Annotated in this window: 19 protein-coding genes and 2 pseudogenes; 13 read left to right on the forward strand and 8 right to left on the reverse strand. The window is 60.8% G+C overall.

The window, feature by feature from the left end:
- Positions 1–30: 30 nt before the first annotated feature.
- The 5 genes and pseudogenes from arcD to gap all read right to left on the reverse strand — a co-directional run bounded on the left by arcD (position 31) and on the right by gap (position 5,910).
- Positions 31–1,458, reverse strand: a complete 1,428-nt coding sequence (arcD, locus tag AB7M23_RS11040; protein ID WP_454240827.1) for an arginine-ornithine antiporter — start codon at positions 1,456–1,458, stop codon at positions 31–33.
- Between the two features lie 573 nt (positions 1,459–2,031).
- Entirely contained in the window at positions 2,032–2,787 is a 756-nt protein-coding gene (locus tag AB7M23_RS11045; RefSeq protein ID WP_371917225.1) for a methyl-accepting chemotaxis protein, read from the reverse strand.
- 102 nt (positions 2,788–2,889) lie between these two features.
- Positions 2,890–4,170, reverse strand: a pseudogene (locus AB7M23_RS11050) (PDC sensor domain-containing protein); the annotation flags it as partial.
- A gap of 125 nt (positions 4,171–4,295) precedes the next feature.
- Complete coding sequence (locus AB7M23_RS11055) at positions 4,296–4,694, reverse strand: YbaN family protein (protein WP_454240828.1); 399 nt, start codon at positions 4,692–4,694, stop codon at positions 4,296–4,298.
- Positions 4,695–4,908: 214 nt separating this feature from the next.
- Positions 4,909–5,910 carry a type I glyceraldehyde-3-phosphate dehydrogenase gene (gene gap, locus AB7M23_RS11060; RefSeq protein ID WP_099773652.1) on the reverse strand — a complete coding sequence of 334 codons (1,002 nt, stop codon included), beginning with the start codon at positions 5,908–5,910 and terminating at the stop codon, positions 4,909–4,911.
- A 267-nt stretch (positions 5,911–6,177) separates the two neighbouring features.
- On the opposite strand from gap, the gene edd reads away from it, so the two are divergent.
- From edd to AB7M23_RS11110, 10 genes are all read left to right on the forward strand, one after another.
- A complete protein-coding gene (gene edd / locus AB7M23_RS11065) occupies positions 6,178–8,004 on the forward strand; it encodes a phosphogluconate dehydratase (protein ID WP_454240829.1) in 1,827 nt (608 codons plus the stop codon).
- Positions 8,001–8,957: a glucokinase gene (locus tag AB7M23_RS11070; RefSeq protein WP_454240830.1), complete on the forward strand. Its 957-nt coding sequence runs from the start codon at positions 8,001–8,003 to the stop codon at positions 8,955–8,957. The genes edd and AB7M23_RS11070 overlap by 4 nt, the downstream gene beginning before the upstream one ends.
- Before the next feature lie 47 nt (positions 8,958–9,004).
- Entirely contained in the window at positions 9,005–9,730 is a 726-nt protein-coding gene (locus tag AB7M23_RS11075; protein ID WP_065760153.1) for a response regulator, read from the forward strand.
- The gene (locus tag AB7M23_RS11080) at positions 9,711–11,171 is read left to right on the forward strand and encodes an ATP-binding protein (protein WP_065760152.1); all 1,461 of its coding nucleotides are present in this window, start codon (positions 9,711–9,713) and stop codon (positions 11,169–11,171) included. The genes AB7M23_RS11075 and AB7M23_RS11080 overlap by 20 nt, the downstream gene beginning before the upstream one ends.
- A gap of 172 nt (positions 11,172–11,343) precedes the next feature.
- Complete coding sequence (locus tag AB7M23_RS11085) at positions 11,344–12,606, forward strand: ABC transporter substrate-binding protein (protein ID WP_454240831.1); 1,263 nt, start codon at positions 11,344–11,346, stop codon at positions 12,604–12,606.
- A gap of 86 nt (positions 12,607–12,692) precedes the next feature.
- Positions 12,693–13,601, forward strand: coding sequence for a carbohydrate ABC transporter permease (locus AB7M23_RS11090; RefSeq protein WP_065760150.1), 909 nt, complete (start codon positions 12,693–12,695; stop codon positions 13,599–13,601).
- The gene (locus AB7M23_RS11095; RefSeq protein WP_454240832.1) at positions 13,594–14,439 is read left to right on the forward strand and encodes a carbohydrate ABC transporter permease; all 846 of its coding nucleotides are present in this window, start codon (positions 13,594–13,596) and stop codon (positions 14,437–14,439) included. Before AB7M23_RS11090 ends, AB7M23_RS11095 begins: the two co-directional genes overlap by 8 nt.
- Before the next feature lie 3 nt (positions 14,440–14,442).
- Positions 14,443–15,618: an ABC transporter ATP-binding protein gene (locus AB7M23_RS11100; protein ID WP_099773657.1), complete on the forward strand. Its 1,176-nt coding sequence runs from the start codon at positions 14,443–14,445 to the stop codon at positions 15,616–15,618.
- A gap of 53 nt (positions 15,619–15,671) precedes the next feature.
- The gene (locus AB7M23_RS11105; RefSeq protein ID WP_454240833.1) at positions 15,672–17,018 is read left to right on the forward strand and encodes a carbohydrate porin; all 1,347 of its coding nucleotides are present in this window, start codon (positions 15,672–15,674) and stop codon (positions 17,016–17,018) included.
- Positions 17,019–17,137: 119 nt separating this feature from the next.
- The gene (locus AB7M23_RS11110) at positions 17,138–17,992 is read left to right on the forward strand and encodes a D-hexose-6-phosphate mutarotase (protein WP_102052837.1); all 855 of its coding nucleotides are present in this window, start codon (positions 17,138–17,140) and stop codon (positions 17,990–17,992) included.
- Here AB7M23_RS11110 and hexR read toward each other — a convergent pair.
- The gene (gene hexR, locus AB7M23_RS11115) at positions 17,985–18,845 is read right to left on the reverse strand and encodes a MurR/RpiR family transcriptional regulator (RefSeq protein WP_218060847.1); all 861 of its coding nucleotides are present in this window, start codon (positions 18,843–18,845) and stop codon (positions 17,985–17,987) included. The two genes, AB7M23_RS11110 and hexR, sit on opposite strands and share 8 nt — an antisense overlap.
- A 213-nt stretch (positions 18,846–19,058) precedes the next feature.
- Between hexR and zwf the strand changes: the two genes are divergently transcribed.
- Genes zwf through AB7M23_RS11130 form a run of 3 tightly spaced genes read left to right on the forward strand, consistent with a single transcriptional unit; the run spans position 19,059 to position 21,920 of the window.
- On the forward strand, positions 19,059–20,528 hold the full coding sequence (zwf, locus tag AB7M23_RS11120; RefSeq protein ID WP_065760144.1) for a glucose-6-phosphate dehydrogenase: 1,470 nt from the start codon (positions 19,059–19,061) through the stop codon (positions 20,526–20,528).
- Complete coding sequence (pgl, locus tag AB7M23_RS11125) at positions 20,515–21,228, forward strand: 6-phosphogluconolactonase (RefSeq protein WP_454240834.1); 714 nt, start codon at positions 20,515–20,517, stop codon at positions 21,226–21,228. The genes zwf and pgl overlap by 14 nt, the downstream gene beginning before the upstream one ends.
- A 17-nt stretch (positions 21,229–21,245) precedes the next feature.
- Positions 21,246–21,920: a bifunctional 4-hydroxy-2-oxoglutarate aldolase/2-dehydro-3-deoxy-phosphogluconate aldolase gene (locus AB7M23_RS11130; RefSeq protein WP_065760142.1), complete on the forward strand. Its 675-nt coding sequence runs from the start codon at positions 21,246–21,248 to the stop codon at positions 21,918–21,920.
- Between the two features lie 300 nt (positions 21,921–22,220).
- On the opposite strand, the pseudogene leuA reads toward AB7M23_RS11130, so the two are convergent.
- Together leuA and AB7M23_RS11140 are read right to left on the reverse strand one after the other, a co-directional pair.
- Positions 22,221–23,896 (reverse strand): annotated as a pseudogene (leuA, locus tag AB7M23_RS11135) (2-isopropylmalate synthase).
- 311 nt (positions 23,897–24,207) lie between these two features.
- Positions 24,208–25,026, reverse strand: coding sequence for a M23 family metallopeptidase (locus AB7M23_RS11140; RefSeq protein WP_099773661.1), 819 nt, complete (start codon positions 25,024–25,026; stop codon positions 24,208–24,210).
- Position 25,027 lies beyond the last annotated feature (1 nt).

Genomic DNA, 25,027 nt, shown 5'->3' on the forward strand with positions numbered 1-25,027 from the left:
CTTATTTCCTCCAAGTTGCGAATACGGGGGTTACAGGGTCAGGAAGCCGTCATAAAGGCCGTAGGCTGCCACCAGGGCGCCGACGATCACGGCGGCGAAAATCAACTTCTCCACGTTGGTAAAAATGGGTTGGCCGACTTCATGCTTGGCCTTGGCGAACAGAATCACGCCAGGGGCATAGAGCAACGCCGAGAGCAGCAGGTACTTGACGCCGCCGGCGTACAGCAGCCAGATCGCGTAGATCAAGGCAATCGCACCGATGAACAGGTCCTTCTTGCGCTCGGCCAAGGCTTGTTCATAGGTTTCATTGCGTACCGCCAGCAGCACGGCATAGGCTGCCGACCACAGGTAAGGCACCAGGATCATCGAGGTGGCGAGGTAGATCAGCTTCAGGTAGGTGCTGGCAGAGAACAGGGTGATGACCAGGAAAATCTGCACCATGGCATTGGTTAGCCACAGGGCATTGGCCGGTACCTGCTTGGCGTTCTCACGGCGCAGGAATTCCGGCATGGTGTGGTCCTTGGCCGCTGCGAACATGATTTCGGCGCACAGCAACACCCAGGACAGCAGCGCGCCCAGCAGCGAGATGACCAGGCCGACACTGATCAACACCGCGCCCCAGTGACCGACCACGTGCTCAAGCACCGCCGCCATCGACGGGTTTTGCAACTTGGCCAGTTCGGGCTGCGTCATGATGCCCAGCGACAGCACGTTGACCAGCACCAGGAAGAGCAGCACGGTAATGAAACCGATGACCGTGGCCTTACCCACGTCCGAGCGTTTTTCTGCCCGCGCCGAGAAGATGCTCGCGCCTTCGATACCGATGAACACCCAGACGGTGACCAGCATCATGTTGCGCACCTGGTTCATCACGCTGCCCAGGTCCGGGTTCATGCGGCCCCAGATGTCAGCGGTGAAAATGTCCAGTTTGAAGGCAAAGAGGGTGATCAGGACGAACAGCACCAGCGGCACCACCTTGGCGACGGTGGTGATCAGGTTGATGAAGGCCGCTTCCTTGATCCCGCGCAACACCAGGAAGTGTACGGCCCAGAGCAGGATTGACGAGCCGACGATCGCGGCAGGCGTGTTGCCCTCGCCGAAGATCGGGAAGAAATAGCCCAGGGTGCTGAACAGCAGCACGAAGTAGCCGACGTTACCTATCCAGGCGCTGATCCAGTAACCCCAGGCCGATGAGAAGCCCATGTAGTCGCCGAAGCCGGCCTTGGCATAGGCATACACCCCGCCGTCCAGATCCGGTTTGCGGTTGGCCAGGGTCTGGAAGACGAAGGCCAGGGTCAGCATGCCGACTGCGGTAATGGCCCAGCCGATAAGGATGGCTCCGACATCAGCGCTGGCGGCCATGTTTTGCGGCAGTGAAAAGATACCACCGCCAATCATTGAGCCCACCACAAGTGCGACTAGCGCACCGAGCTTTAGTTTTCCAGGAGCGTCTGACATTGGATAACTCCATTCCAGGAGAAGAGAGAGGCCAGCATAAAATTGGCGACTTTTGGATGAACTGATTCAGGTCAGTTCATGGCTACATTCCATTGTTGTTCAACTAGTTAGGCGGTGTATTCCTGTCTGTTTTTGAAGTGCTGCAGCCCCGTCTGGCTGGGCTTTCATGGGTTTTTAGAGCATTTTATCTAGGGTGATTCGAGATTTGACGCTAGCCCCTTTTTCGGGATTCGCAAATTTTTGTCGGGAGAAATTCCTATTAAGTTGATGGAGATCAAGTGCTGTTCAAAACTATTGTTTTAATGCCGTTGGTATAGATGCGCCAGTTATTAGCGCTCTGGTTTGAATGCGTCATTACCTATAAACACGCACGGAACAAATGCCGTTAATTCAGGGTGCATCGCCAACGTTACAAATGCGGGACAGGGCGGGATGTCCGAAGGCTCGGCGCTGGGGAAGGCAACCGCTATCGGTTGTATGTCGGGGAGGAGGTATTGCCGGTGCCGGGGCTTTGCTGGCGTGCGCAGATGCGACCAGAGGTCGATGCTGCGGACGCCAGCATGGGCTAGAGGGTCAAACCTTGAACTGCTCGATCAAGGCCATCTGTTGCGAGGAGAGGGTGTTGAGTCGATTGCTGATTTGCGCCGACTCGGCCGCCTGGCCGGTCAGGGTTTCGGTGACACCACGAATTGCCGAGACGTTGCGGTTGACCTCTTCTGCCACTGAGCTTTGCTGTTCGGCGGCGCTGGCGATCTGAAGGTTCATGTCGCTGATGACTGTCACCGCTTCGCTGATGCGGTTAAGGGCTGCGACGGCCTGATGAATCTGCCCGGCGTTCTCCTGAGCCTTGCCTTGGCTTGCATGCATGGTTGCGACCACGCTGCGGGTATTGCTCTGGAGGCGTTCGATCACCTGGCGAATTTCTTCCACGGACTCCTGGGTGCGCTTGGCCAGGTTGCGCACTTCATCGGCGACCACGGCGAAGCCACGGCCACTCTCACCGGCACGTGCGGCCTCAATGGCGGCATTGAGGGCCAGCAGGTTGGTTTGTTCGGCAATGCTGCGAATGACTTCCAGTACAGAGCCGATCTGTTCGCTGTTGGCCGCCAGGGTTTCGACTTCGCCAACCGCCTTGCTGACATCCTCGGCCAGCAGGGCGATGTCACGGGTGCTGCGCTCGATGATTGCACTGCCGTCCTTGGCGGACTGATCGGCACCACGGGCGGCATTGGCCGCGCTTGCGGCACTGTTGGCGACGTCATGGGCGGTGGCGCTCATTTCATTGGAGGCGGTGGCCACCTGGTCGATTTCGCGGAACTGCACCTGCATGCCGTCGCTGGTACGTTGGGCGATGGCTGAGGACTGGTCGGCGGTGGCGCGTGCTTGAGTGATGCTCTGTTTGATCTGGGCGATGATCGGCTGCAGCTTGTCGAGGAAGCGGTTGAAGCCGCCGGTCAGTCGTCCCAGTTCGTCCTGACGGGCATACTGCAGGCGTTGGGTCAGGTCGCCGTCGCCGCTGGCGATGTCTTCAAGCATCGCGGCCACGCTGTTCAGTGGTCGGGTTACGCCGGTGGCGGTCATCCAGATCACCAGCAGGCCGCCAAGACCGGCCAGGGCTGCGAGCAACAGAACCTTCAGGGTGCCGCTGGTACGGGCCTCTTGCAGCACCTTTTGCAGTGCACTGGCATCGGCCAACAGTACGTCTTTTGGCAGGTCGATCAACACCCCCCAAGGTTTGCTGCCCGGGATCGGTTCGACCGGGTACAGGGCGCGAACCATTGTCCCCTGCTCGATGACGTGAGGGCGTTTGTCGGTAAGCCTTTCCAGTGCCTGCCGACCTTCCTGCCCAAGGGCCTGCTCAATACCTCGGCCGACTTTGCTGGCGTCATTGCTGTTGGCGGCGAGCAGGCCGCCTGAAGAGATGACCAGCAGGTGGCCGGCACCGTCGAACAGTTCGCGCTGGGCGGCGCTGGCAGCGGTTTGCAGATCATCCAGCGCCATGTCGACGCCGGCCACACCAATCACCTTGCCGTCGCTGAGCAGCGGTACGGTAATACTGGTCATCAGCACTTTTTTGCCGCCGACGGTATCTTCATAAGGTTCCAGCAGGCAGGGCTGGGCACTATTGAAAGTGCAGGTGTACCAGCTGTTGTAGGGGGTGCCGCTGAGGTTGAGCTCGGTTTTGGCCAGGTCGCCTTCGACAATCAGTGTGTTCAGCGCGGTGCCTTGGGCGCGGCTCCAATAGGTGGCGAAGCGCCCGCTGTCGTTGCCGCCATTTGCCAGTGTATTAACGAACGCGCTGTCGCGGCCGTCCAGGGCATTGGGCTGGAACACCAGCCAGAGGCCGAGGATGTCGGTGTTGCGATTGAACGCGGTCGCCAGGCTTTGGCTCAGGGCGGCGCGTACACTGGCCGCGTCCATCGTCTGGGCCTGGCCCAGCTTGCGAAGGTCCAGCGCCTGGTCGCCGACGCCAGTGGCCAGGGTCAGCTTGTTGCTGAAGGTGCGTTTGAGCAATTCGGCCTTTTCACCCGCCCGCGCTTGCAGCAACGCCTGTACGTTGCGGGTGAGCATGGTGCTGCTGGCTTTATCGACCAGTTGATCGCTGTCGTGGGACTGGTACAGGTTGATGCTGACGACCAGGGCAACGACCCCCAGCAGGCAGAGGCCGGAAAGCAGAACGATTTTCAGACGAATCGAAAGCGTGTCGAACATGAACGTACTCGCAAATGAACGGGTCGTTGAAAAGCCGAGTTGCTCGGCGCTGTTCGCCAGATGAGTTCAGCGATATCGGTGTATCGGCAGGGCCTTGTTAGACTTTAGTCGTATGTGGTGGGCGGTCATCTGTTTGTCACAGAAACCTGTTCCGGGCGTGACCATATCCACAGGTTGACCAGGACCATGCCCGCAAGGGCGCAAAACAGTGGCCAGCGATGTTCGAGCATTACCAGCATCAGTGCGCTGCACAGCAGCATGCTTACGGAGGCGCTGAGCTTGGTCTTGCGGGTTATCACCTTGCCGTTGTGCCAGTTGTGCAGCATGGGGCCGAACAGGCGGTGATGTTCCAGCCAGTGGCTCAGGCGCGGGGAGCTGCGGGTGGCGGCCCAGGCCGCGAGCAGAATGAACTCGGTGGTCGGCAGGCCGGGAACGAAAATGGCAATCAGGCCAATAGTCAGGCTTGTATAAGCCAGTAGGCCGAACATCAGGCGGGACAACTTGGAGGCGGGTGGGCGAGGCATGGGCGCTTTGACTGTGCGGGTAGGGCCCGGTTGCCGTCAGTGGCGATAGCGGGCTTGAAGGGAGCTTCGTCGCGCAGTTTGCGGCCTTTGGCGATGAAGATCCAGCACGTCTTGGCTTGGCTGCTTGTGTTTACAGGGGCAGGTGCGGCAGGGATATGGCGGCGGGCCGCGAAAGGGAGGCGCTCCCCTTCGCGTTGTTATCGCCTGCATCGACTCATTGCGCGTTGCACAGCGCCAGGCAGTTATCCAGCATGCGGTTGGAGAAGCCCCACTCATTGTCGTACCAGGCCAGCACCTTCAACAGCTTGCCGTTGGCCTTGGTGTGGTTGGCGTCGAAAATCGATGACAGCGGGTTGTGATTGAAATCGCAGGAGACCAGCGGCAGGTTGTTGTAACCGAGGACCTTCGAGTGTTGGCTGGCTTCCTTGAGCAGGGCGTTGACCTCCTCGGCACTCGCCTCGCGCTTGAGGTTCACCGTCAGGTCGACCAGCGACACGTTGATCACGGGTACCCGCACCGCCATCCCGGTCAGTTTGCCGGCCAGTTCCGGCAACACCAGGCCCACCGCCTCGGCGGCACCGGTCTTGCTCGGGATCATCGATTGGGTGGCCGCACGGGCGCGGAACGGGTCGCTGTGGTACACGTCGGTAAGGCTCTGGTCGTTGGTGTAGGCGTGGATCGTGGTCATCAGGCCTTGCTCGATGCCCAGTTCGCGGTGCAGCACCTGGGCCACCGGTGCCAGGCAGTTGGTGGTGCAGGAAGCGCTTGAGATGATCTGGTGCGATTGGCGCAGAATGTCGTGGTTGACGCCATAGACGATGGTGGCGTCAGCGCCCTTGGCCGGTGCCGAGATAATGACTTTGCGTGCCCCGGCAGTAAGATGGGCGGCCGCCTTGGCGCGGTCGGTGAACAGCCCGGTGCATTCAAAGACCACGTCGATGGCCTCGGCCTTCCAGGGCAGCTCGGCAGGGTTGCGAATGGCGCTGACGGCAATGCGGTCACCGTTGACGGTCAGGCTTTCCTGATCGGACGCCACGCTGGCCTCGAATATCCCATGGACGCTGTCGTATTTGAGCAGGTGAGCGTTGATCGCGCTGTCACCCAAATCGTTGATGGCGACGACCTGCAGGTCCTGACGGTAGCCTTGGGTATAGAGTGCACGAAGAATGTTGCGGCCGATGCGGCCAAAGCCATTGATTGCAATTCGTAGGGTCATGGAGCTGCCTCTTGCAGACCAGGTGAAGCCCGAGATGCGAGTGAACACTTCACTGAATCTGATTTTGTTGTTGGAATAACAAGATTATTCCTAAAAAAATAGAAAACAAGCCTTTTTGATGGCAGTATTTTGTTCGATATACAACGAGTGACCTGGCAGGTCGTCCTCCTGATACGACCGATCCCCTGTACAAGAGCCTAGGCGGGGATTGGCGATAAGGGAAACTGCTGCACCGGTCGCAATCACCGCTAGCCTGGAGTCCAGTACATGCATCCGCGCATCCTTGAGGTCACCGAACGGTTGATCGCTCGCAGTCGTCCTACCCGCGAGCGCTACCTGCAACTGATTCGCGGGGCCGCCAGTGACGGACCGATGCGAGCCAAGCTGCAGTGCGCCAACTTTGCCCACGGTGTGGCCGGCTGCGCCCCTCAGGACAAGCAGAACCTGCGCCTGATGAACTCGGCCAACGTCGCCATCGTTTCTGCCTATAACGACATGCTCTCGGCGCATCAGCCCTACGAGCACTTCCCGGAGCAGATCAAGCAGGCATTGCGCGAGGTCGGATCAGTCGGCCAGTTTGCAGGCGGTGTGCCGGCAATGTGCGATGGTGTCACCCAAGGTGAGCCCGGCATGGAACTGGCCTTGGCCAGCCGCGAGGTAATCGCCATGGCGACTGCGGTGGCGCTCTCGCACAACATGTTTGACGCAACGCTGTGCTTGGGGATCTGTGACAAGATCGTTCCCGGACTGATGATGGGTGCGCTGCGTTTCGGTCACCTGCCGACGATGTTCGTCCCGGGTGGGCCGATGCCGTCGGGCATCTCCAACAAGGAAAAAGCCGACGTACGCCAGCGTTATGCTGAGGGCAAGGCCAGCCGCGAAGAGCTGCTGGAGTCGGAGATGAAGTCCTACCACAGCCCCGGCACCTGCACCTTCTACGGCACCGCCAACACCAACCAGTTGCTGATGGAAGTGATGGGGCTGCACTTGCCGGGCGCCTCGTTCGTCAACCCGTACACGCCGCTGCGTGACGCCCTGACCGCCTATGCGGCGCAACAGGTCACGCGGATGACCAAGGCCAGCGGCAACTTCATGCCCTTGGGTGAAATCGTCGACGAGAAGGCGCTGGTCAACTCCATCGTGGCGCTGCACGCCACTGGCGGTTCGACCAACCATACCCTGCACATGCCCGCCATTGCGCAGGCGGCCGGTATCCAGCTGACCTGGCAGGACATGGCCGACCTCTCCGAAGTCGTGCCGACGCTGTCGCATGTCTACCCCAATGGCAAGGCCGACATTAACCATTTCCAGGCCGCTGGCGGCATGGCGTTCCTGATTCGCGAGCTGCTCGATGGCGGCCTGTTGCACGAGGACGTCAACACTGTTGCGGGGCACGGGCTGCGTCGCTATACCCAGGAGCCGTTCCTTGAGGAAGGCAAACTGGTCTGGCGTGACGGCCCTGCGGCCAGCCTGGACGAGAGCATCCTGCGACCACTGGCCCGTCCGTTCTCGCCTGAGGGCGGTTTGCGGGTCATGCAGGGCAACCTGGGGCTGGGCGTAATGAAAGTCTCGGCGGTGGCCCCGGAGCATCAGGTGGTCGAAGCCCCGGCGCGGGTGTTCCATGATCAGCAGGCATTGGCCGATGCCTTCAAGGCCGGCGAGCTGGAGCGCGACTTTGTCGCGGTGATGCGCTTTCAAGGGCCGCGCAGCAATGGCATGCCGGAACTGCACAAGATGACGCCGTTTCTCGGTGTACTGCAAGACCGTGGCTTCAAGGTCGCGCTGGTCACCGACGGGCGCATGTCTGGCGCCTCGGGCAAGATCCCCGCGGCTATCCACGTTTGCCCGGAAGCCTTCGATGGCGGTCCGCTGGCGCGGGTACGCGATGGCGACATCATTCGTGTCGATGGTCATACGGGTACGCTGCTTGTGCGTGTCGATGAGACCGAGCTGGCGGCAAGGCCTCTGGCGCAAGCCCCAACCGGCAATGACCTGGGCTGTGGGCGCGAGCTGTTTGGCTTCATGCGCCATGCGATGAGTTCGGCGCAGCACGGCGCCAGCGCCTTCACCGCTTCACTGGAGGCGCTGAAATGAAGCGTGCGCTGGTGGGTGACATCGGTGGCACCAATGCCCGTTTTGCCTTGTGGGAAAACGATCGGATGCACTCGGTCAAGGTCTATCAGACCGCCGACTACACCAGCCCGGAACAGGCCATCGACGCTTACCTGAGCGACCATGGCCTGGCGCGTGGCGCCTTGGGCGCTGTGTGCCTGGCGGTCGCAGGGCCTGTAGACGGCGATGCGTTTCGTTTCACCAACAACCACTGGCGGCTCAGCCGGCAGGCATTCTGCAAGACCCTGCAGGTGGATGAGCTGCTGCTGATCAACGACTTCTCGGCCATGGCCCTGGGCATGACCCGATTGCAGCCCGGCGAGTTTCGCGAGGTGTGTGCCGGGCAGGCCGAGGCGTTGCGCCCGGCGGTGGTCATCGGCCCGGGCACAGGCCTGGGCGTTGGTACCCTGCTGTCATTGGGCGAAGGGCGCTGGATGGCCTTGCCGGGCGAGGGCGGCCATGTCGATCTGCCGGTCGGCAATGCCCGTGAAGCGGCGATTCGCCAACAGATCGAGCGTGAAATCGGCCATGTCAGCGCTGAAACCGTGCTCAGTGGCGGCGGTTTGCTGCGCTTGTACCAGGCGATCTGCGTATTGGATGGCCATCGTGCAGTGCTGCATACCCCGGCTGCGATCACCGAGGCGGCTCTGGCTGGCGAGCCGTTGGCGTGTTCGGTAATTGAGCAGTTCTGTCGCTTCCTGGGGCGGGTGGCGGGCAACAATGTACTCACCTTGGGCGCACGCGGTGGTGTGTACATCGTTGGCGGCGTGATTCCGCGCTTCGCCGAACTGTTCCTGAACAGCGGTTTTGCCGAGTGTTTTGCTGACAAGGGCTGCATGAGCGGCTATTTCAAGGACGTACCGGTATGGCTGGTGACGGCCGAATTTTCCGGCCTGCTCGGCGCCGGTGTCGCCTTGCAGCAGAAACAGGCCTGAGGGCCTAAGCGTGCAGCGGGCAACAAGACCCGCCAAGGATCAATGCATTGAGTACTGCCGGTAAGTCGATCCTGTTGGTCGATGATGACCAGGACATTCGTGAACTGCTGCAAGCCTACCTGAGCCGTTCAGGCTTTGCCGTGTGCGCGGTGGCCAACGGTCAGGGGTTTCGTCAGGCATTGGACGAGGGTGGTCATGATCTGGTGATCCTCGACGTGATGCTCCCGGATGAAGATGGTTTCAGCTTGTGTCGCTGGACTCGCCAACATCCGCGCCAGTCCCAGGTGCCGATCATCATGTTGACGGCCAGCTCCGATGAGGCCGATCGGGTGATTGGCCTGGAGTTGGGGGCCGACGATTACCTGGGCAAGCCGTTCAGCCCGCGCGAGTTGCAGGCGCGTATCAAAGCCCTGTTGCGCCGGGCCGGTTTTGCTCAGGAGCGTAACGGCGGCGAGGTACTGGCGTTCGATGAGTGGCGGTTGGACACGGTCAGCCACCGGCTGTTTCACCGCGACGGTGAAGAGGTGATTCTGTCGGGGGCGGATTTCGCCTTGCTCAAGCTGTTTCTCGATCATCCGCAACAAATCCTCGACCGTGACACCATCGGCAATGCGACCCGTGGTCGGGAACCGATGCCGCTGGACCGGATTGTCGACATGGCGGTCAGCCGCCTGCGTCAGCGTCTGCGTGACACTGACAAACCACCCCGTTTGATTCGTACTGTTCGCGGCAGCGGTTATCTGCTGGCAGCCCATGTCGCGCCTGCGCACTGAGCGGCGCTGGCGCCTGCCGTGGCCGCGTTCGCTGCTCGGGCGCATGCTGCTGTTGACGTTGTTGGCGGTGTTGCTGGCCCAGGGGCTGGCCAGCCTGATCTGGCTCTCGCAGCTGCGGGCCAGCCAATTGGAGGGCTTGGTGGCCAGTGCGCGCAGCCTGGCTCACTCGATGACCGCCAGCGTCAGCTACTTTCGCTCGCTGCCTGTGGCCTATCGGCCGATGGTGCTGGACCAGTTGCGTAGCATGGGCGGTACCCGTTTCGTGGTGTCGCTCAACGATCATCCATTGGACATGCAGATGTTGCCGGCCACACCGCGCAAAAAAGCAGTGATCGAAGCCGTGGAACAGGTGTTGCGCCAACGCCTGGGTGAGCAAATGAGTATCTCTGTGGAGTTCGTCAGCCCAAAGGAACTGCGGGTGTTCAACAGCGGCCTGAAGTTGGACGAACTGCCGCGATCCTGGGCGCATTATGCGCTGACCCTGGCGCCACTTGATCCGCCGGTGCTGGTGACACAAATCGGTTTGGCGCCGGGTGAGTGGCTGTACATCGCCTCGTTGTTGCCTGAGCCGTACACCAGCCTGGAAGAGGAGGGCGTGCCGGGTCAGCAGATCGGTTTCATGGTGCTGACCAGTACCTTCCTGTTGCTGTTCATCGGTGTACTGGTGCATTGGCAGAGCCGTCCGTTGAAACGCCTGGCGCGGGCGGCGCGGGACCTTTCGTTAGGGGCGGCCGAGGTAGAGCCGGTGGTCGAAGGCGGTGGCAGCGAAGTGGTCGAGGTAGGCCGTGCCTTCAATGCCATGCGCGAGCGCATCAGCCGTTATTTGACGGAGCGCAGCCAGTTGTTCAGCGCGATTTCCCATGATTTACGCACCCCGATCACCCGTTTGCGGCTGCGGGTCGAGTTGTTGGATGACGAGCACGTGCAGCACAAGTTCAGCCGTGATCTGGATGAGCTGGAGATGCTGGTCAAGGGCGCGCTGCAGTGTGTGAAAGATACCGACATCCACGAGAACATCGAACCGATCGATCTTGCGCAGGCGCTGCATGGCCTGATCGAGCCGTACCTGGGGACCGGTCAGGTCACCCTTGAGGGGCAGGTGCTGGCGCCATACCCCGGCAAGCCGCTGGCGCTGCGCCGGTGCATGGGCAACCTGATCGACAATGCGCTCAAGTACGGCCAGCGTGCGCACCTGCGGATCGAGGACAGCGATCAGGCGTTCGTGCTGCATGTCGATGACGAGGGTCCTGGCGTGCCCGAGCAGCGCCTGGAACAGGTGTTCGAGCCACACTTCAGGCTGGCCGGGCAGCAGCAGGGTTATGGCCTTGGCCTGGGGATCGCCCGCAATATCGCTCACAGTCATGGTGGCGAGCTGACCCTGCAAAACCTGCGTGAAGGGGGGCTGCGGGTCACCCTGCGCCTGCCGCGAACCGGTGATTGAGTTCACTGAATTGGCGGTCGGCCGGGACAGGGCGGCGCTTGCACAATGTCACTGTTTGGTGACATTCGCGCATCCCTTCGTTACGTCCAGCGGGCGGGCCTCTGGTTAGACTGCCATGCAGCGCAAGCACCACGACTTGCACCTGCATAACAACAAGAAAAGGTTCCCTTCGATGAATGCGATTACTCGCCTCGCCGCTGTCATTTCTCTTGCCTCCTTGTTCCCCCTGAGCGCCGTCGCTGCCGATCCCGGTACAGTGGAAGTGCTGCACTGGTGGACGTCCGGTGGTGAAGCAAAGGCCGTGGAAACCCTGAAGGAACAGGTCAAGAAAGACGGTTTCGTCTGGAAGGACAACGCCGTTGCCGGCGGCGGTGGCGCAGCCGCCATGACCGTACTGAAAACCCGGGCCATTTCCGGTAACCCCCCTGCCGCCGCCCAGATCAAGGGCCCGGACATCCAGGAGTGGGGCGCCCTCGGCCTGCTGACCGAACTGGATGACGTGTCCAAGGCCAACCACTGGGATGCGTTGCTGCCCAAACAAGTCGCCGACATCATGAAGTACGACGGCCACTACGTTGCGGTGCCGGTGAATATCCACCGAGTCAACTGGCTGTGGATCAACCCGCAGGTGTTCGAGAAAGCCGGTGCCAAGGTGCCGACCACCCTTGATGAGCTCTTTGCTGCTGCCGACAAACTCAAGGCCGCAGGCTTCACTGCGCTCGCCCATGGCGGTCAGCCATGGCAGGACAGCACGGTTTTCGAAGACCTGGCACTGAGCATTCTGGGGACCAAGGGCTATCACGCGGCGTTCGTTGAGCTGGATGAACAGGCCCTGACCGGCGAGAAAATGGTCGAGGTGTTCAAGACCTTGCAGCGCCTGGGTACCTACATGGACCCGAACCGCGCGGGGCGTGACTGGAACATTGCGGCGGCCGAGGTCATCAGCGGCAAGGCGGGCATGCAGATCATGGGTGACTGGGCCAAGAGCGAGTGGACCGCTGCAGGCAAGGTCGCCGGCAAGGACTACCTGTGCGTGGCCTTCCCCGGAACCCAGGGCAGTTTTACCTACAACATCGACTCGCTGGCGATGTTCAAGCTCAAGAACGAGAACGACATCAAGGCCCAGAACGATCTGGCCAAGGTCGCGCTGGAGCCTGAGTTCCAGACCGTGTTCAACCGGAACAAAGGCTCGCTGCCGGTGCGTCAGGACATGGACATGAGCCTGTTCGACGCCTGCACGCAGAAGTCATCGGTGGACTTCAAGGACGCCGAAAAAGGTGACGGTCTGCAACCGAGCATGGCGCACAACATGGCCACGTCGCTGGCCGTGCAGGGGGCCATCTTCGATGTGGTCACCAACTTCCTCAATGACCCGAGCGCCGATCCGGCCAAGGCGGTCAAGCAACTGAGTTCGGCGATCAAGTCGGCCAAGTGAGGCTGTGAGCCTGCTCTACCCGCTGTAGGAGCCGGCCTTGCCGGCGTTGCGGTGCTTCGCGCCGCCCTCCATTCGAGATTCCCACGATGAGCACTGTTGTTGCACTCAACAAGGCCTCGCCCCTCGACGCATTGCAACGCTGGCTGCCAAAACTGGTGCTGGCGCCAAGCATGCTGATCGTCCTGGTGGGGTTCTATGGCTACATCTTCTGGACCTTCCTGCTGTCGTTCACCAACTCCAGTTTCATGCCCAGCTACAAATGGGTAGGTCTGGCGCAGTACGCCAAGCTGCTGGAGAACGACCGTTGGTGGGTGGCGAGCAAGAACCTGCTGGTGTTCGGTGGGCTGTTCATCAGCATCAGCCTGGTGGTCGGCGTGCTGCTGGCGGTGTTGCTCGATCAGCGCATCCGCCGTGAAGGCTTTATCCGCACCATCTACCTGTACCCGATGGCGCTGTCGATGATTGTCACCGGTACTGCCTGGAAGTGGTTGCTCAACCCCGGGCTGGGCCTGGACAAGCTGCTGCGTGACTGGGGCTGGGAGGGCTTTCGCCTGGACTGGCTGGTCGATCCGGACCGCGTTGTCTACTGCCTGGTGATTGCCGCGGTGTGGCAGGCCTCGGGCTTTGTCATGGCCTTGTTCCTGGCGGGCCTGCGGGGTGTCGATCAGTCGATTATCCGTGCCGCCCAGGTCGATGGGGCAAGCCTGCCGAGTATTTACCTGCGCATCGTCCTGCCGAGCCTGCGCCCGGTGTTTTTCAGTGCACTGATGATCCTGGCGCACATTGCGATCAAGAGTTTCGACCTGGTCGCGGCGATGACTGCAGGTGGCCCGGGCTACGCCTCCGACTTGCCGGCGATGTTCATGTACGCCTTCACCTTCAGCCGCGGGCAGATGGGCATGGGCTCGGCCAGCGCGATTCTGATGCTGGGGGCGATCCTGTCGATCTTGGTGCCTTACCTGTACTCGGAATTGAGGAACAAGCGCCATGACTAAGCCTCTTGCTGCGCGTGGCTTCAGCCTCAGTCGCCTGGCCATCTACGGCACCTTGCTGCTGGCTTGTGCGGTCTACCTGATCCCGCTGATCGTGATGCTGCTGACCAGCTTCAAATCACCAGAGGACATCCGCACCGGCAACTTGCTGAGCTGGCCCGAGGTGATCACGGGCATCGGCTGGGTCAAGGCCTGGGAAACCGTGGGTGGCTACTTCTGGAACTCGGTGAAAATCACCGTGCCGGCGGTGGTGGTTTCGACGCTGTTGGGGGCGCTTAACGGGTATGTACTGTCGATGTGGCGCTTCCGTGGCTCGCAGTTGTTTTTCGGCTTGCTGTTGTTCGGTTGCTTCCTGCCGTTTCAGACCGTGCTGCTGCCGGCCTCGTTCACCCTCGGCAAGCTGGGCCTGGCCAGCACCACCACGGGCCTTGTGCTGGTGCATATCGTCTATGGCCTGGCCTTTACCACGCTGTTCTTTCGCAACTACTACACCAGTGTCCCGGATGCCCTGGTGCGGGCGGCACGGCTCGATGGTGCGGGCTTCTTCACCATCTTCGGGAAGATCCTGCTGCCGATGTCGGTGCCGATCATCATGGTCTGCCTGATCTGGCAGTTCACGCAGATCTGGAACGACTTTCTTTTCGGCGTGGTGTTTGCCAGCGGCGATGCCCAGCCCATCACGGTGGCGCTGAACAACCTGGTCAACACCAGCACCGGGGTCAAGGAATACAACGTCGACATGGCGGCGGCGATGATCGCCGGGTTACCGACCCTGTTGGTCTATGTGATGGCTGGCAAGTATTTCCTGCGCGGGCTCACTGCCGGCGCGGTCAAGGGGTGAATTATGGCAACGCTTGAATTGCGCAACGTCAACAAGACCTACGGCAGTGGCCTGCCGGACACCTTGAAGAACATCGAGCTGAAGATCGACTCGGGCGAGTTCCTGATTCTGGTTGGCCCCTCGGGCTGCGGCAAGTCGACCTTGATGAACTGCATCGCCGGGCTGGAGCAGATCAGCGGCGGGGCGATCCTGGTGGATGAGGCTGATATCAGCGGCATGAGCCCGAAGGACCGGGACATTGCCATGGTCTTTCAGTCCTATGCGCTGTACCCGACCATGAACGTGCGGGAGAACATCGCCTTCGGCCTGAAGATCCGCAAGATGCCCGCCGCCGCCATCGAAGAAGAGGTGGCGCGGGTGTCCAGGCTGTTGCAGATCGAGCACTTGCTCAATCGCAAGCCCGGTCAGCTCTCGGGTGGTCAACAACAGCGCGTGGCGATGGGCCGGGCGTTGGCGCGGCGGCCGAAGATCTACCTGTTCGATGAGCCGCTGTCCAATCTCGACGCCAAGTTGCGGGTGGAGATGCGCACCGAGATCAAGCTGATGCACCAGCGCTTGAAGACCACCACGGTCTACGTGACCCACGACCAGATCGAAGCGATGACCCTGGGCGACAAGGTCGCTGTCATGAAGGACGGGCTGATCCAGCAGTTCGGAACCCCGCAGCAGATCTACAACGACCCGGCCAACCTGTTTGTCGCCAGTTTCATTGGCTCACCGCCGATGAACTTCATTCCTTTGCGTCTGCAGCGCAAGGACAGCCGGCTGCTGGCGCTGCTCGACAGTGGTCAGGCGCGCTGCGAGTTGCCGATGGGCATCGACGATGCGGGCCTGGAAGAGCGTGAAGTGATTCTGGGCATTCGCCCCGAACAAGTCTGCCTGGCACCGGAACAGCCCAATGGCCTGCCCAGTATTCGTGCCGAGGTGCAGGTGATCGAACCTACCGGCCCGGACACCCTGGTGTTCGTCAGCCTCAACGGCACCAAAGTCTGCTGTCGCCTGGCGCCTGACTGCCCGGTGCAGGTGGGGGACAACCTGAACCTGCAGTTCGACCCGGCGCGGGTGTTGCTGTTCGACGCCGTAACGGGGGAGCGATTGGGTGTGGTCGGCAACCCGCAAGTGCATGCGCCCAAGGACAATGTAGCCAAGGACAATGTGGCGCAGTTCAAGGGGCGCTGAGCCGTTTGCAGGACGTGTAAATCCATCGATAACAATAAGACGAGGAACAAGGGATGGCTCATTACAAACGCATCAGGTCGCTGGCTCCGCTGACCTTGCTGGCTGCGTTCGGGGTAAACAGTGGTGCTCATGCTGCCGGTGCTTTCGACCCGGAATCGAAATGGATGACCGGAGATTGGGGCGGCACGCGTACCGAGTTGCTGGAGAAGGGTTACGACTTCTCGCTGGAGTACGTGGGCGAGGTGGCTGGCAACCTCAGCGGTGGCTACAACGATGACAAGACGGCGCGCTACAGCGACCAGTTTGCCTTGGGCGTGAAGCTGGACCTGGAAAAGATCCTCGGTTGGCAGGATACCGAGTTCAAGCTGGCCGTTACGGAACGCAGTGGCCGTAACCTGTCCAACGACCGCATCAGTGATCCGCGTGCCGGGCAGTTCAGTTCGGTGCAGGAAGTCTGGGGGCGCGGCCAGACCTGGCGGCTGACCCAGATGTGGATCAAGCAGCAGTATTTCGATCAGGCGCTGGACGTCAAAGTCGGTCGCTTCGGCCCGGGCGAGGACTTCAACAGCTTCCCCTGCGACTTCCAGAACCTGGCGTTCTGTGGATCCCAGGTTGGCAACTGGGTTGGCAGCATCTGGTACAACTGGCCCGTCAGCCAGTGGGCGTTGCGGGTCAAGTACAACATTACCCCGGAGTTCTTCGCTCAGGTCGGCGTGTTTGAGCAGAACCCGTCCAACCTGGAAACCGGCAACGGCTTCAAGCTCAGTGGCAGTGGGACCAAGGGCATGATCCTGCCGGTGGAAATGGTCTGGTCGCCCAAGGTCAACGACCTGCCGGGTGAGTACCGTCTGGGTTACTACTACAGCACCGCCAAGGCTGACGATGTCTTTGAAGACGTCAATGGCCAACCGCAGGCGCTAACCGGTAATGACTTCAAATCGCACAGCAGCAAGCATGGCTGGTGGGTTGTCGCCCAGCAGCAGGTCACTGCGCACAACGGCGATGCCGCACGTGGCTTGAGCCTTTTCGCCAACTTCACTGTTCACGACAAGGCCACCAACGTGGTCGATAACTACCAGCAGGTTGGCCTGGTCTACAAAGGTGCCTTTGACGGGCGACCCAAGGACGACATCGGCTTTGGCGTGGCGCGTATTCACGTGAACGACGATGTGAAAAAACGTGCAGAGTTGCTCAATGACGTCAGTGGTATCAACGACTACGACAACCCGGCGTTCGTCCCTGTCCAGAAGACCGAATACAACGCCGAGCTGTACTACGGTTTTCACGTCACCAACTGGCTGACCGTACGGCCGAACCTGCAGTACGTCCGCAGCCCAGGGGGTGTGGATGAGGTGGACAACGCGGTCGTCGCCGGCTTGAAGATTCAGTCGGTGTTCTGACGTAATATGTTGTAAATTTACGCCATTTGTTGCAGCTGATTGCCGGCTTGCTCAGCACCTGCCTGTAGGTGCTGAGCAAGCCGGCGATAAAGCCCGTCAGTCAATCAGAGTTCCTAGCCATGCAAGAGCATCCGCTCCAGCGCTTTTTCACCTCGCGCCGGCCGCGTCCGACCTTTGAGTGGGAACGCCATCAGCAGCGCGACGTGCTGATCATTGATCACCCACGCTGCCAGGCGGTGTTCAGTCGTCAGGGCGCCCAGTTGCTGCATTTTCAGCCGCAGGGCCAGCGCCCGTGGTTGTGGTGTGCCGCACAGTGGCCACAGGTTGGGGCGATCCGTGGTGGTGTGCCCGTGTGCTGGCCCTGGTACGGTCGTCACCCGAGCGAAGACCTCTGGCCTTCTCATGGTTGGGCACGCCTGCTGGACTGGAAGCTCATCGACAGCTCAGAGGATGCCGAAGGGGTTAGCCTGACCTGGCGTTTGCAGCTGTGTGACTGGCAGGTTGACCTGCAGGCGCGGCTGGGTGATGGCATGGAGTTGCAGTTGCGTACTGAGCATCAGGACAGCTTGCCCTGCCAGTTGAGTCATGCGCTGCTGGCTTACTGGCGTATCAGTGACGTCTCAAAGATAGCGCTGTCTGGGCTCGAAGGTGCGGAAGGTTACGACCAATTGAGTCGTCAAACCTGCCGGCAGAAAGGTGAGCTGAAAGTGCAGGGCGGCTGTCAGCGGGTGTTCCAGAATGCAGCAACGCTACAACTGCACGACCCGGCCTGGAAGCGCCAGCTGTGCATTGACATGGGCGACAGCGAGGACACGGTGGTCTGGCACCCCGGTAGTCGGCCGCTGATGGGTGTCAGTGGCAGCGAAACCCTCGGCTTTGTCTGCGTCGAGGCGACCAGTGGCCACAACGACAGCCTGAGCCTGGCACCGGGCGAGCAGGCTCATCTGCGGCTGCAGGCGCACCTGTTCAATTGAGTTCGTCGTCGATCGGGTAGCGGCTGGCGTTGAGGCTTTCCTTGATTTTGCGCAGGTGTGGCTGGAAGTCCACGCCACGGCGCAGGGTCATGCCGGTTGCCAGTACATCGAGTACCGTCAGCTGGATGATCCGCGAGGTCATCGGCATGTAGATGTCGGTGTCTTCCGGCAGCGGGATGTTCAGGCTAAGGCTGCTGGCCTTGGCCAGTGGTGAGCCGGCAGCGGTCAGGCCGAGCACCGAGGCACCGTTTTCACGGGCAAGGCGTGCGACTTCGACCAGTTCGCGGGTGCGCCCTGTGTAGGAAATGATCACGAACAGTTCGCCGGTGTGCGCCACCGACGCCAGCATGCGCTGCATCAGGACATCGGCATGGGCCGACACGGCAAGGTTGAAACGGAAGAACTTGTGTTGGGCATCCAGTGCCACCGGGGCCGAGGCGCCGAGGCCGAAGAAGTGGATCTGTCGGGCCTGGATCAGCATGTCGACGGCGCGGCTGATCAACTGCGGGTCGAGTTGCTGGCAGGCGCTGTCCAGCGAGGCGATGGCACTGCCGAAGATTTTCTGGGTGTAGGCGGCCGGATCATCGTCGGCCTCGACAGCGCGGCTGACGTAGGCGGCGCCACTGGCCAGGCTCTGCGCCAGTTGCAGTTTGAGTTCCGGGTAGCCGCTGACATCGAACGAGCGGCAGAAGCGGTTCACGGTCGGTTCGCTGACCTTGGCTGCCTGGGCCAGGGCGGCAATGCTGAAGCGCGTCGCTTGCTGAGGGTTGAGCAGGATGACTTCGGCGACTTTGCGCTCGGCCTTGTTCAGCTCTTCAAGGCGGCCCTGGATCTGTTCCAGGAGGTTTCGCACGCGGTCCATGGTTTATGTCCTTGGGTCGAGGATGCAGCCAATAGCGGGCAGCAGCGGGCTTTTTGGGGGTGGCCTATCGTACTGATGGCCTGATTGCTTCACCACTTGAATCTGTCCATGGGGTCAAATGTTGTGTTTATTACTACATAATCCCCTTGATTACTGCCCTTGAACAGGGTATTTGTACGTCAACTTGATAAAAGAACCAACATCATGTCTTCGATCTCCGTTGAGCCTTGTACGTTTGCCCTGTTTGGCGCCCTTGGCGACCTGGCATTGCGCAAGCTGTTTCCGGCGCTGTATCAGCTGGATCGCGCCGGGCTGTTGCATGCCGACACCCAGGTGTTGGCATTGGCCCGCGAGCCGGGCAGCGTCGAGGAGCACCTGCAGCGAATCGAAGCGCACCTGCATGAATTCGTCGAGGCCGGGCAGATAGAGGTCATCCCTCTGCAGCGCTTCCTGGCTCGCCTGAGTTACCTGCATGTGGACTTTCTCAAGGCGGATGACTATCAGGCGCTCGCCGAAAAGGTCGCTCCCCAGGCGCCACTGATCGCCTACTTCGCAACGCCTGCAGCGGTTTATGGCGGCATCTGCGAAAACCTCGACAAGGTCGGCCTCGGCCCGCGTACCCGGGTTGTGCTGGAAAAACCGATTGGCCACGACCTGGAGTCGTCACGGCGGGTCAATGATGCCGTGGCGCAGTTTTTCCCGGAAAACCGGGTCTACCGCATCGACCATTACCTGGGCAAGGAAACCGTCCAGAACCTGATTGCGCTGCGCTTCGCCAACAGCCTGTTCGAAACCCAGTGGAACCAGAATTCGATCTCCCATGTGGAGATCACCGTGGCGGAGAAGGTGGGTATCGAAGGGCGCTGGGGCTACTTCGACAAGGCCGGCCAGCTACGGGACATGATTCAGAACCACCTGCTGCAATTGCTTTGCCTGATCGCCATGGACCCACCTAGCGACCTGTCGGCCGACAGTATCCGTGATGAGAAGGTCAAGGTGCTCAAGGCGCTGGCGCCGATCACCGGTGAAGGCCTCGGCAGCCGCGTGGTACGTGGCCAATACATCGCCGGTTACAGTGAGGGGCGCCCGGTACCGGGATACCTGGAAGAAGACAACGCCAACCCGCAAAGCAATACCGAAACCTTTGTTGCCTTGCGTGCCGACATTCGCAACTGGCGCTGGGCCGGTGTGCCGTTCTACCTGCGTACCGGCAAGCGGATGCCGCAGAAATTGTCGCAGATCGTCATCCACTTCAAGGAACCGCCGCACTACATCTTCGCGCCGGAGCAGCGTTTACAGATCGGTAACAAGCTGATCATTCGTTTGCAGCCGGACGAAGGTATTTCTTTGCGGGTGATGACCAAGGAGCAGGGCCTGGACAAGGGCATGCAGTTACGCAGCGGCCCGTTGCAATTGAATTTCTCCGACACCTACCGCAGTACACGCATCCCCGATGCCTACGAGCGGTTGTTGTTGGAAGTGATGCGCGGCAATCAGAACCTGTTTGTGCGCAAGGATGAAATCGAATACGCGTGGAAGTGGTGCGACCAGTTGATTGCCGGTTGGAAGAGTTCGGGCGAAGCGCCCAAGCCCTACGCCGCCGGGTCCTGGGGGCCGATGAGCTCGATCGCGCTGATAACCCGTGATGGGAGGTCGTGGTATGGCGATATCTGAACTGCAATGGCCGGCTAACGTGGCGGCGCATACCTATGCAAGCCCGGCGCTGCTGGCTGAAGACCTGGCCAAGAATGTCGCCGAGCGCCTGAGTGCGGCCATTGCCGCCAACGGGCAGGCCACCCTGGTCGTCTCTGGTGGTCGTAGCCCGGTGATGTTTTTCCAATGCCTGGCACGCCGGTCGCTGGACTGGTCAAAGGTAGTGGTCAGCCTTGCGGATGAGCGCTGGGTGCCGGTGGAGCATGTCGACAGTAATGCCGGGCTGCTCAAGCGCTACCTGTTGGTCGGGGCGGCGGCCAAGGCTCGTTTTATTGGCCTGTATCGTGCCAGTGCCAGCCTTGAAGCGGCTGCCCTGGACGCCGATCAGGCCTTGGCCGAGTTGCCGCCGATTGATGTGCTGGTGCTGGGTATGGGCGATGACGGGCATACAGCGTCGCTGTTTCCGGCCAGCCCGAACCTTGCCCAAGGCCTGGCAGCCGACAGCCCTCGACGTTGCCTGCCCATGCTGGCGCCGAGCGTTCCGCATCAGCGCCTGAGCATGACCCGTGCCTTGCTGGGGACTGCCGCATTCACTGCCTTGTCCGTGCAAGGGCAAGGCAAACTCGCTACCCTGCGCGCCGCGCTGGCAGGGGATGACCCTGCCGAAATGCCAATTCGCGCCTTTCTACACGCTTCCCTGGATATTTTCTGGTGCCCATGAGCCAAGGACCCGCCGTTATGACCACGCATGAACATTCGCAACCGGGCATCTCCATGGCCGACAAAATCGCGCAGATCGACCGTATCTGCGGTGAGGCGCGCATCCTTCCGGTGATTACCATTGCCCGCGAGGAAGACATTCTGCCGCTGGCCGATGCGCTGGCCGCGGGTGGCCTGAAGACGCTGGAGATCACCCTGCGCTCCGAACATGGCCTGAAAGCCATTCGTATGCTGCGTGAGCAACGCCCCGAGTTGTGCATTGGTGCTGGTACCGTGCTCGACCGCTCGATGCTGAAGGCGGTTGAGGCGGCGGGTGCCCAGTTCATCGTCACCCCCGGCTGTACCCAGGACATCCTTGAGGCGGGCGTCGAAAGCGCCTTGCCATTGCTGCCGGGCATCAGCAGCGCTTCGGAAATCATGATGGGCTATGCCCTGGGCTACCGTCGCTTCAAGCTGTTTCCAGCGGAAATCAGTGGTGGCGTCGCAGCGATCAAAGCCTTTGGTGGCCCGTTTGGTGAGGTGCGTTTCTGCCCGACTGGCGGGGTGAATGAAAGTAACCTGAAGAGCTACATGTCCCAGCCCAATGTGATGTGCGTGGGCGGGACCTGGATGTTCAACAGCGCCTGGGTCAAGGACCGTGACTGGGCGCGTATCCAGGCCTGCAGCGCCGAGGCCTTGGCCCTGCTGGACTGATCCCTATTCGTTATGTGCTACACGGCTTTAGGTGCGCTTGGTCGGCGCACCTTTTTTTTTGCCTGTCAGAAACACAGCAGCCAGTCTGCACCTGCTTCGTTGTAGCAGGCTTGCCTGCGCTGGCTTCGGCGGGGTACCAGTGAGTTCGCGGTGCCTGCATCGCGGGCAAGCCCGGCTCCTACAGGTTGCGCGGTCTTTGGCTTAAAAAAAAGAACCCCCGCAAAAAAGCGAGGGTTCTTCAGTAGCCTGTGCCCGGCTCTTTCAAGACGGGCGTTTTCAACGGCTGGGTGCCAGGCCGGTTTACGCGGCTTTGGCGGCCTGTTGGCTCAGCGAGCGGTTCAGGGCACTGAACAAGGCCTTGAAGCTGGCGGTGGTGATGTTTTCATCGATACCGACGCCATGCACTGGGCGGCCACCGGCCACGCGCAGCTCGATGTAGGCCGCCGCCTTGGCGTTGGTCCCGGCACCGATCGCATGCTCGTTGTAGTCCATGATTTCGACGGCAACCGGCAAGCCGGCAACCAGTGCTTCCAGGGCGCCGTTGCCCTTGCCGCGCCAGTGCAGGGTGGTCTCGCCTTCGCCAGCGACTTCCACTTCCACGGCGCTGTGACCGTTCTCTTCCTGCAGACGGTGGCTAACCAGCGCATACGGCGAGTTGGCCTGCAGGTATTCACGGTGCAGCAAGTTGTAGATCTGCTGAGCGCTCATTTCCAGGCCCAGGCGGTCGGTTTCGCCCTGTACGACCTGGCTGAACTCGATCTGCATGCGACGCGGCAGGCTGATGCCGTATTCCTGTTCGAGCAGGTAGGTGATACCGCCCTTGCCGGACTGGCTGTTCACGCGAATCACTGCCTCGTAGCTGCGGCCGATGTCAGCCGGGTCGATTGGCAGGTACGGTACTTCCCAGAGGGCGTCGTCTTTCTGCTGGGCAAAGCCCTTGCGGATGGCATCCTGGTGGGAGCCGGAGAACGCTGTGTGAACCAGGTCGCCAACATATGGGTGACGTGGGTGCACGGGCAGCTGGTTGCACTCCTCGACCACCTTGCGCACGCCGTCGATGTCGGAGAAGTCCAGTTCAGGGTCGATACCCTGGGTGTAGAGGTTCAGCGCCAAGGTCACCAGGTCGACGTTGCCGGTACGCTCGCCGTTGCCGAACAGGCAGCCTTCGGCACGGTCGGCGCCCGCCATCAAGCCCAACTCGGTGGCAGCAACGCCGGTACCGCGGTCGTTGTGGGTGTGCAGGCTGATGATCACGCTGTCACGACGCGAGATGTTGCGGCAGAACCACTCGATCTGGTCGGCGTAGACGTTCGGCGTCGATACTTCAACGGTGGCCGGCAGGTTGAGGATGACCTTGTGTTCCGGGGTCGGGTTCCAGACTTCGATCACCGCATCGCAGACTTCCTTGGCGAACTCCATTTCGGTGGCGCTGAAGGTTTCTGGCGAGTACTCGAACGTCCAGTGGGTGTCCGGCTGTTGGGCGGCATATTTGACGAACAGCTTGGCTGCGTTCACCGCAATGTCTTTCACGCCTTGCTTGTCCTGGTTGAAGACAATGCGACGGAACGATGGGCTGGTGGCGTTGTACAGGTGGACGATGGCCTTTTTCGCGCCGCGCAGCGACTCGAAGGTACGGGCGATCAAAAGTCTTCACGAGCCTGGGTCAACACTTGAATGGTGGTGTCGTCAGGAATGTGGCCGTCTTCGATCAGGGTGCGAACGAAATCAAAGTCGGTTTGCGAGGCGGAAGGGAACGATGCCTCGATCTCTTTCACGCCAACGCTGACCAGGGTTTTCCAGAAACGCAGCTTCTTCGCCGAGTCCATTGGTTCGATCAGCGACTGGTTACCGTCACGCAAGTCCGAGCTGCACCAGATCGGCGCCTGGGTGATGGTCTTCGATGGCCAGGTGCGATCCGGCAAGTCGATGGTCGGAAACGCGCGGTATTTTTTCGAAGGGTCTTTGAGCATGGACATGGAAGCAATCCTTTAATGTGCGGCCTTGAAAGGGGCCCGCCGAGCAAACAAAAAGATGAAAAGGCGAGGCGACGCGATTCAGCTTGGTAGTCGGGCACTGACCAGGCAAAGGCTGCGGTGTTGGCGAAGCAGGAAGAGGTTCTGGAAGGTTTTCATGAGCTCAACCCTACCCAGTGGGGTGAAAGATGGCAAGCACTCGAAAAAAATTGATAGAAATGCTTAAAAAGTACTTTTTTGCGAGATTTTATAGCGCTTCATAGCGCAAAAGACCGCGCCAATTGCGCGGTCTTTTTAAATGGCGCAAACCTGCCTCAGGGCTGGAAGGCACCGATGAAAATGGCCGGATCGACCCGTGCATCGTTCAGGCTGATGTTCCAGTGCATGTGCGGGCCAGTGGCGCGCCCGGTGGAACCCACCCGCCCGATGACGGCGCCGCGACTCAGCGTCTGCCCGGGTTTTACGTCGATTTTCGACATGTGGCAGAACATGCTGATAAAGCCTTGGCCGTGGTCGACGAAAACGGTATTGCCATTGAAGAAGTAGTTACCCACCAGGATGACCTTGCCATTGGCCGGCGTCTTGATTGGCGTGCCGGCCGGTACGGCGAAGTCCAGGCCCGCATGGGGATTGCGCTCTTCGCCGTTGAAGAACCGACGTACGCCAAAGCGGCTGGACAGGGGGCCGTTGACCGGCTTGTCGAGTAGCAGGTTGCTTGGCAAGCCTGGGCTGAAGCTGCGGTAGGCGCGAACCTGTTCGGCCAGTTCGGCGTCGATGCGCTTCAGGTCAGCCGGGTTGGGATTGACCTGGCGCTTGTTCTTCAGGGTGATGTGCTGCTCTGGGTATTGCTTGCTGCCGACGGTAAAAGCCAGCGTCCGCGTGCCGAGGCTGAGTGTCGCCGGGCCGGGTTTCTGAGTCAGGGGCACGCCGACAATAGCCAGCCATTTGTCCTGTTCCTTTACCACCAGCACCGGTTTGCCATCGAAGCGAGCATTGGGCGCCTGAGCGCCTGGGCCCAAGTCAATGACTGCGACGCCGCCAGGCACCGGCTTGTTCAGTTTCTGGGTGATGTAGCTGGCGTGGGCGGTGCCGGCCAGTGTCAGGCAAAGCAGAAAAGCGAGCAGACGGGGCATG

The sequence above is a fragment of the Pseudomonas sp. HLS-6 TE3448 genome, assembly GCF_053629555.1.

Coding starts and splice junctions, on each gene's coding strand:
- arcD (WP_454240827.1), bottom strand. CDS start 1,458: ATGTCAGACGCTCCTGGAAAACTAAAGCTCGGTGCGCTAGTCGCACTT.
- AB7M23_RS11095 (WP_454240832.1), top strand. CDS start 13,594: ATGACTAAGCCTCTTGCTGCGCGTGGCTTCAGCCTCAGTCGCCTGGCC.
- AB7M23_RS11055 (WP_454240828.1), bottom strand. CDS start 4,694: ATGCCTCGCCCACCCGCCTCCAAGTTGTCCCGCCTGATGTTCGGCCTA.
- AB7M23_RS11140 (WP_099773661.1), bottom strand. CDS start 25,026: ATGCCCCGTCTGCTCGCTTTTCTGCTTTGCCTGACACTGGCCGGCACC.
- AB7M23_RS11100 (WP_099773657.1), top strand. CDS start 14,443: ATGGCAACGCTTGAATTGCGCAACGTCAACAAGACCTACGGCAGTGGC.
- AB7M23_RS11080 (WP_065760152.1), top strand. CDS start 9,711: ATGTCGCGCCTGCGCACTGAGCGGCGCTGGCGCCTGCCGTGGCCGCGT.
- pgl (WP_454240834.1), top strand. CDS start 20,515: ATGGCGATATCTGAACTGCAATGGCCGGCTAACGTGGCGGCGCATACC.
- AB7M23_RS11070 (WP_454240830.1), top strand. CDS start 8,001: ATGAAGCGTGCGCTGGTGGGTGACATCGGTGGCACCAATGCCCGTTTT.
- zwf (WP_065760144.1), top strand. CDS start 19,059: ATGTCTTCGATCTCCGTTGAGCCTTGTACGTTTGCCCTGTTTGGCGCC.
- AB7M23_RS11105 (WP_454240833.1), top strand. CDS start 15,672: ATGGCTCATTACAAACGCATCAGGTCGCTGGCTCCGCTGACCTTGCTG.
- edd (WP_454240829.1), top strand. CDS start 6,178: ATGCATCCGCGCATCCTTGAGGTCACCGAACGGTTGATCGCTCGCAGT.
- gap (WP_099773652.1), bottom strand. CDS start 5,910: ATGACCCTACGAATTGCAATCAATGGCTTTGGCCGCATCGGCCGCAAC.
- AB7M23_RS11085 (WP_454240831.1), top strand. CDS start 11,344: ATGAATGCGATTACTCGCCTCGCCGCTGTCATTTCTCTTGCCTCCTTG.
- AB7M23_RS11045 (WP_371917225.1), bottom strand. CDS start 2,787: ATGCAGGTGCAGTTCCGCGAAATCGACCAGGTGGCCACCGCCTCCAAT.
- AB7M23_RS11090 (WP_065760150.1), top strand. CDS start 12,693: ATGAGCACTGTTGTTGCACTCAACAAGGCCTCGCCCCTCGACGCATTG.
- AB7M23_RS11110 (WP_102052837.1), top strand. CDS start 17,138: ATGCAAGAGCATCCGCTCCAGCGCTTTTTCACCTCGCGCCGGCCGCGT.
- AB7M23_RS11130 (WP_065760142.1), top strand. CDS start 21,246: ATGACCACGCATGAACATTCGCAACCGGGCATCTCCATGGCCGACAAA.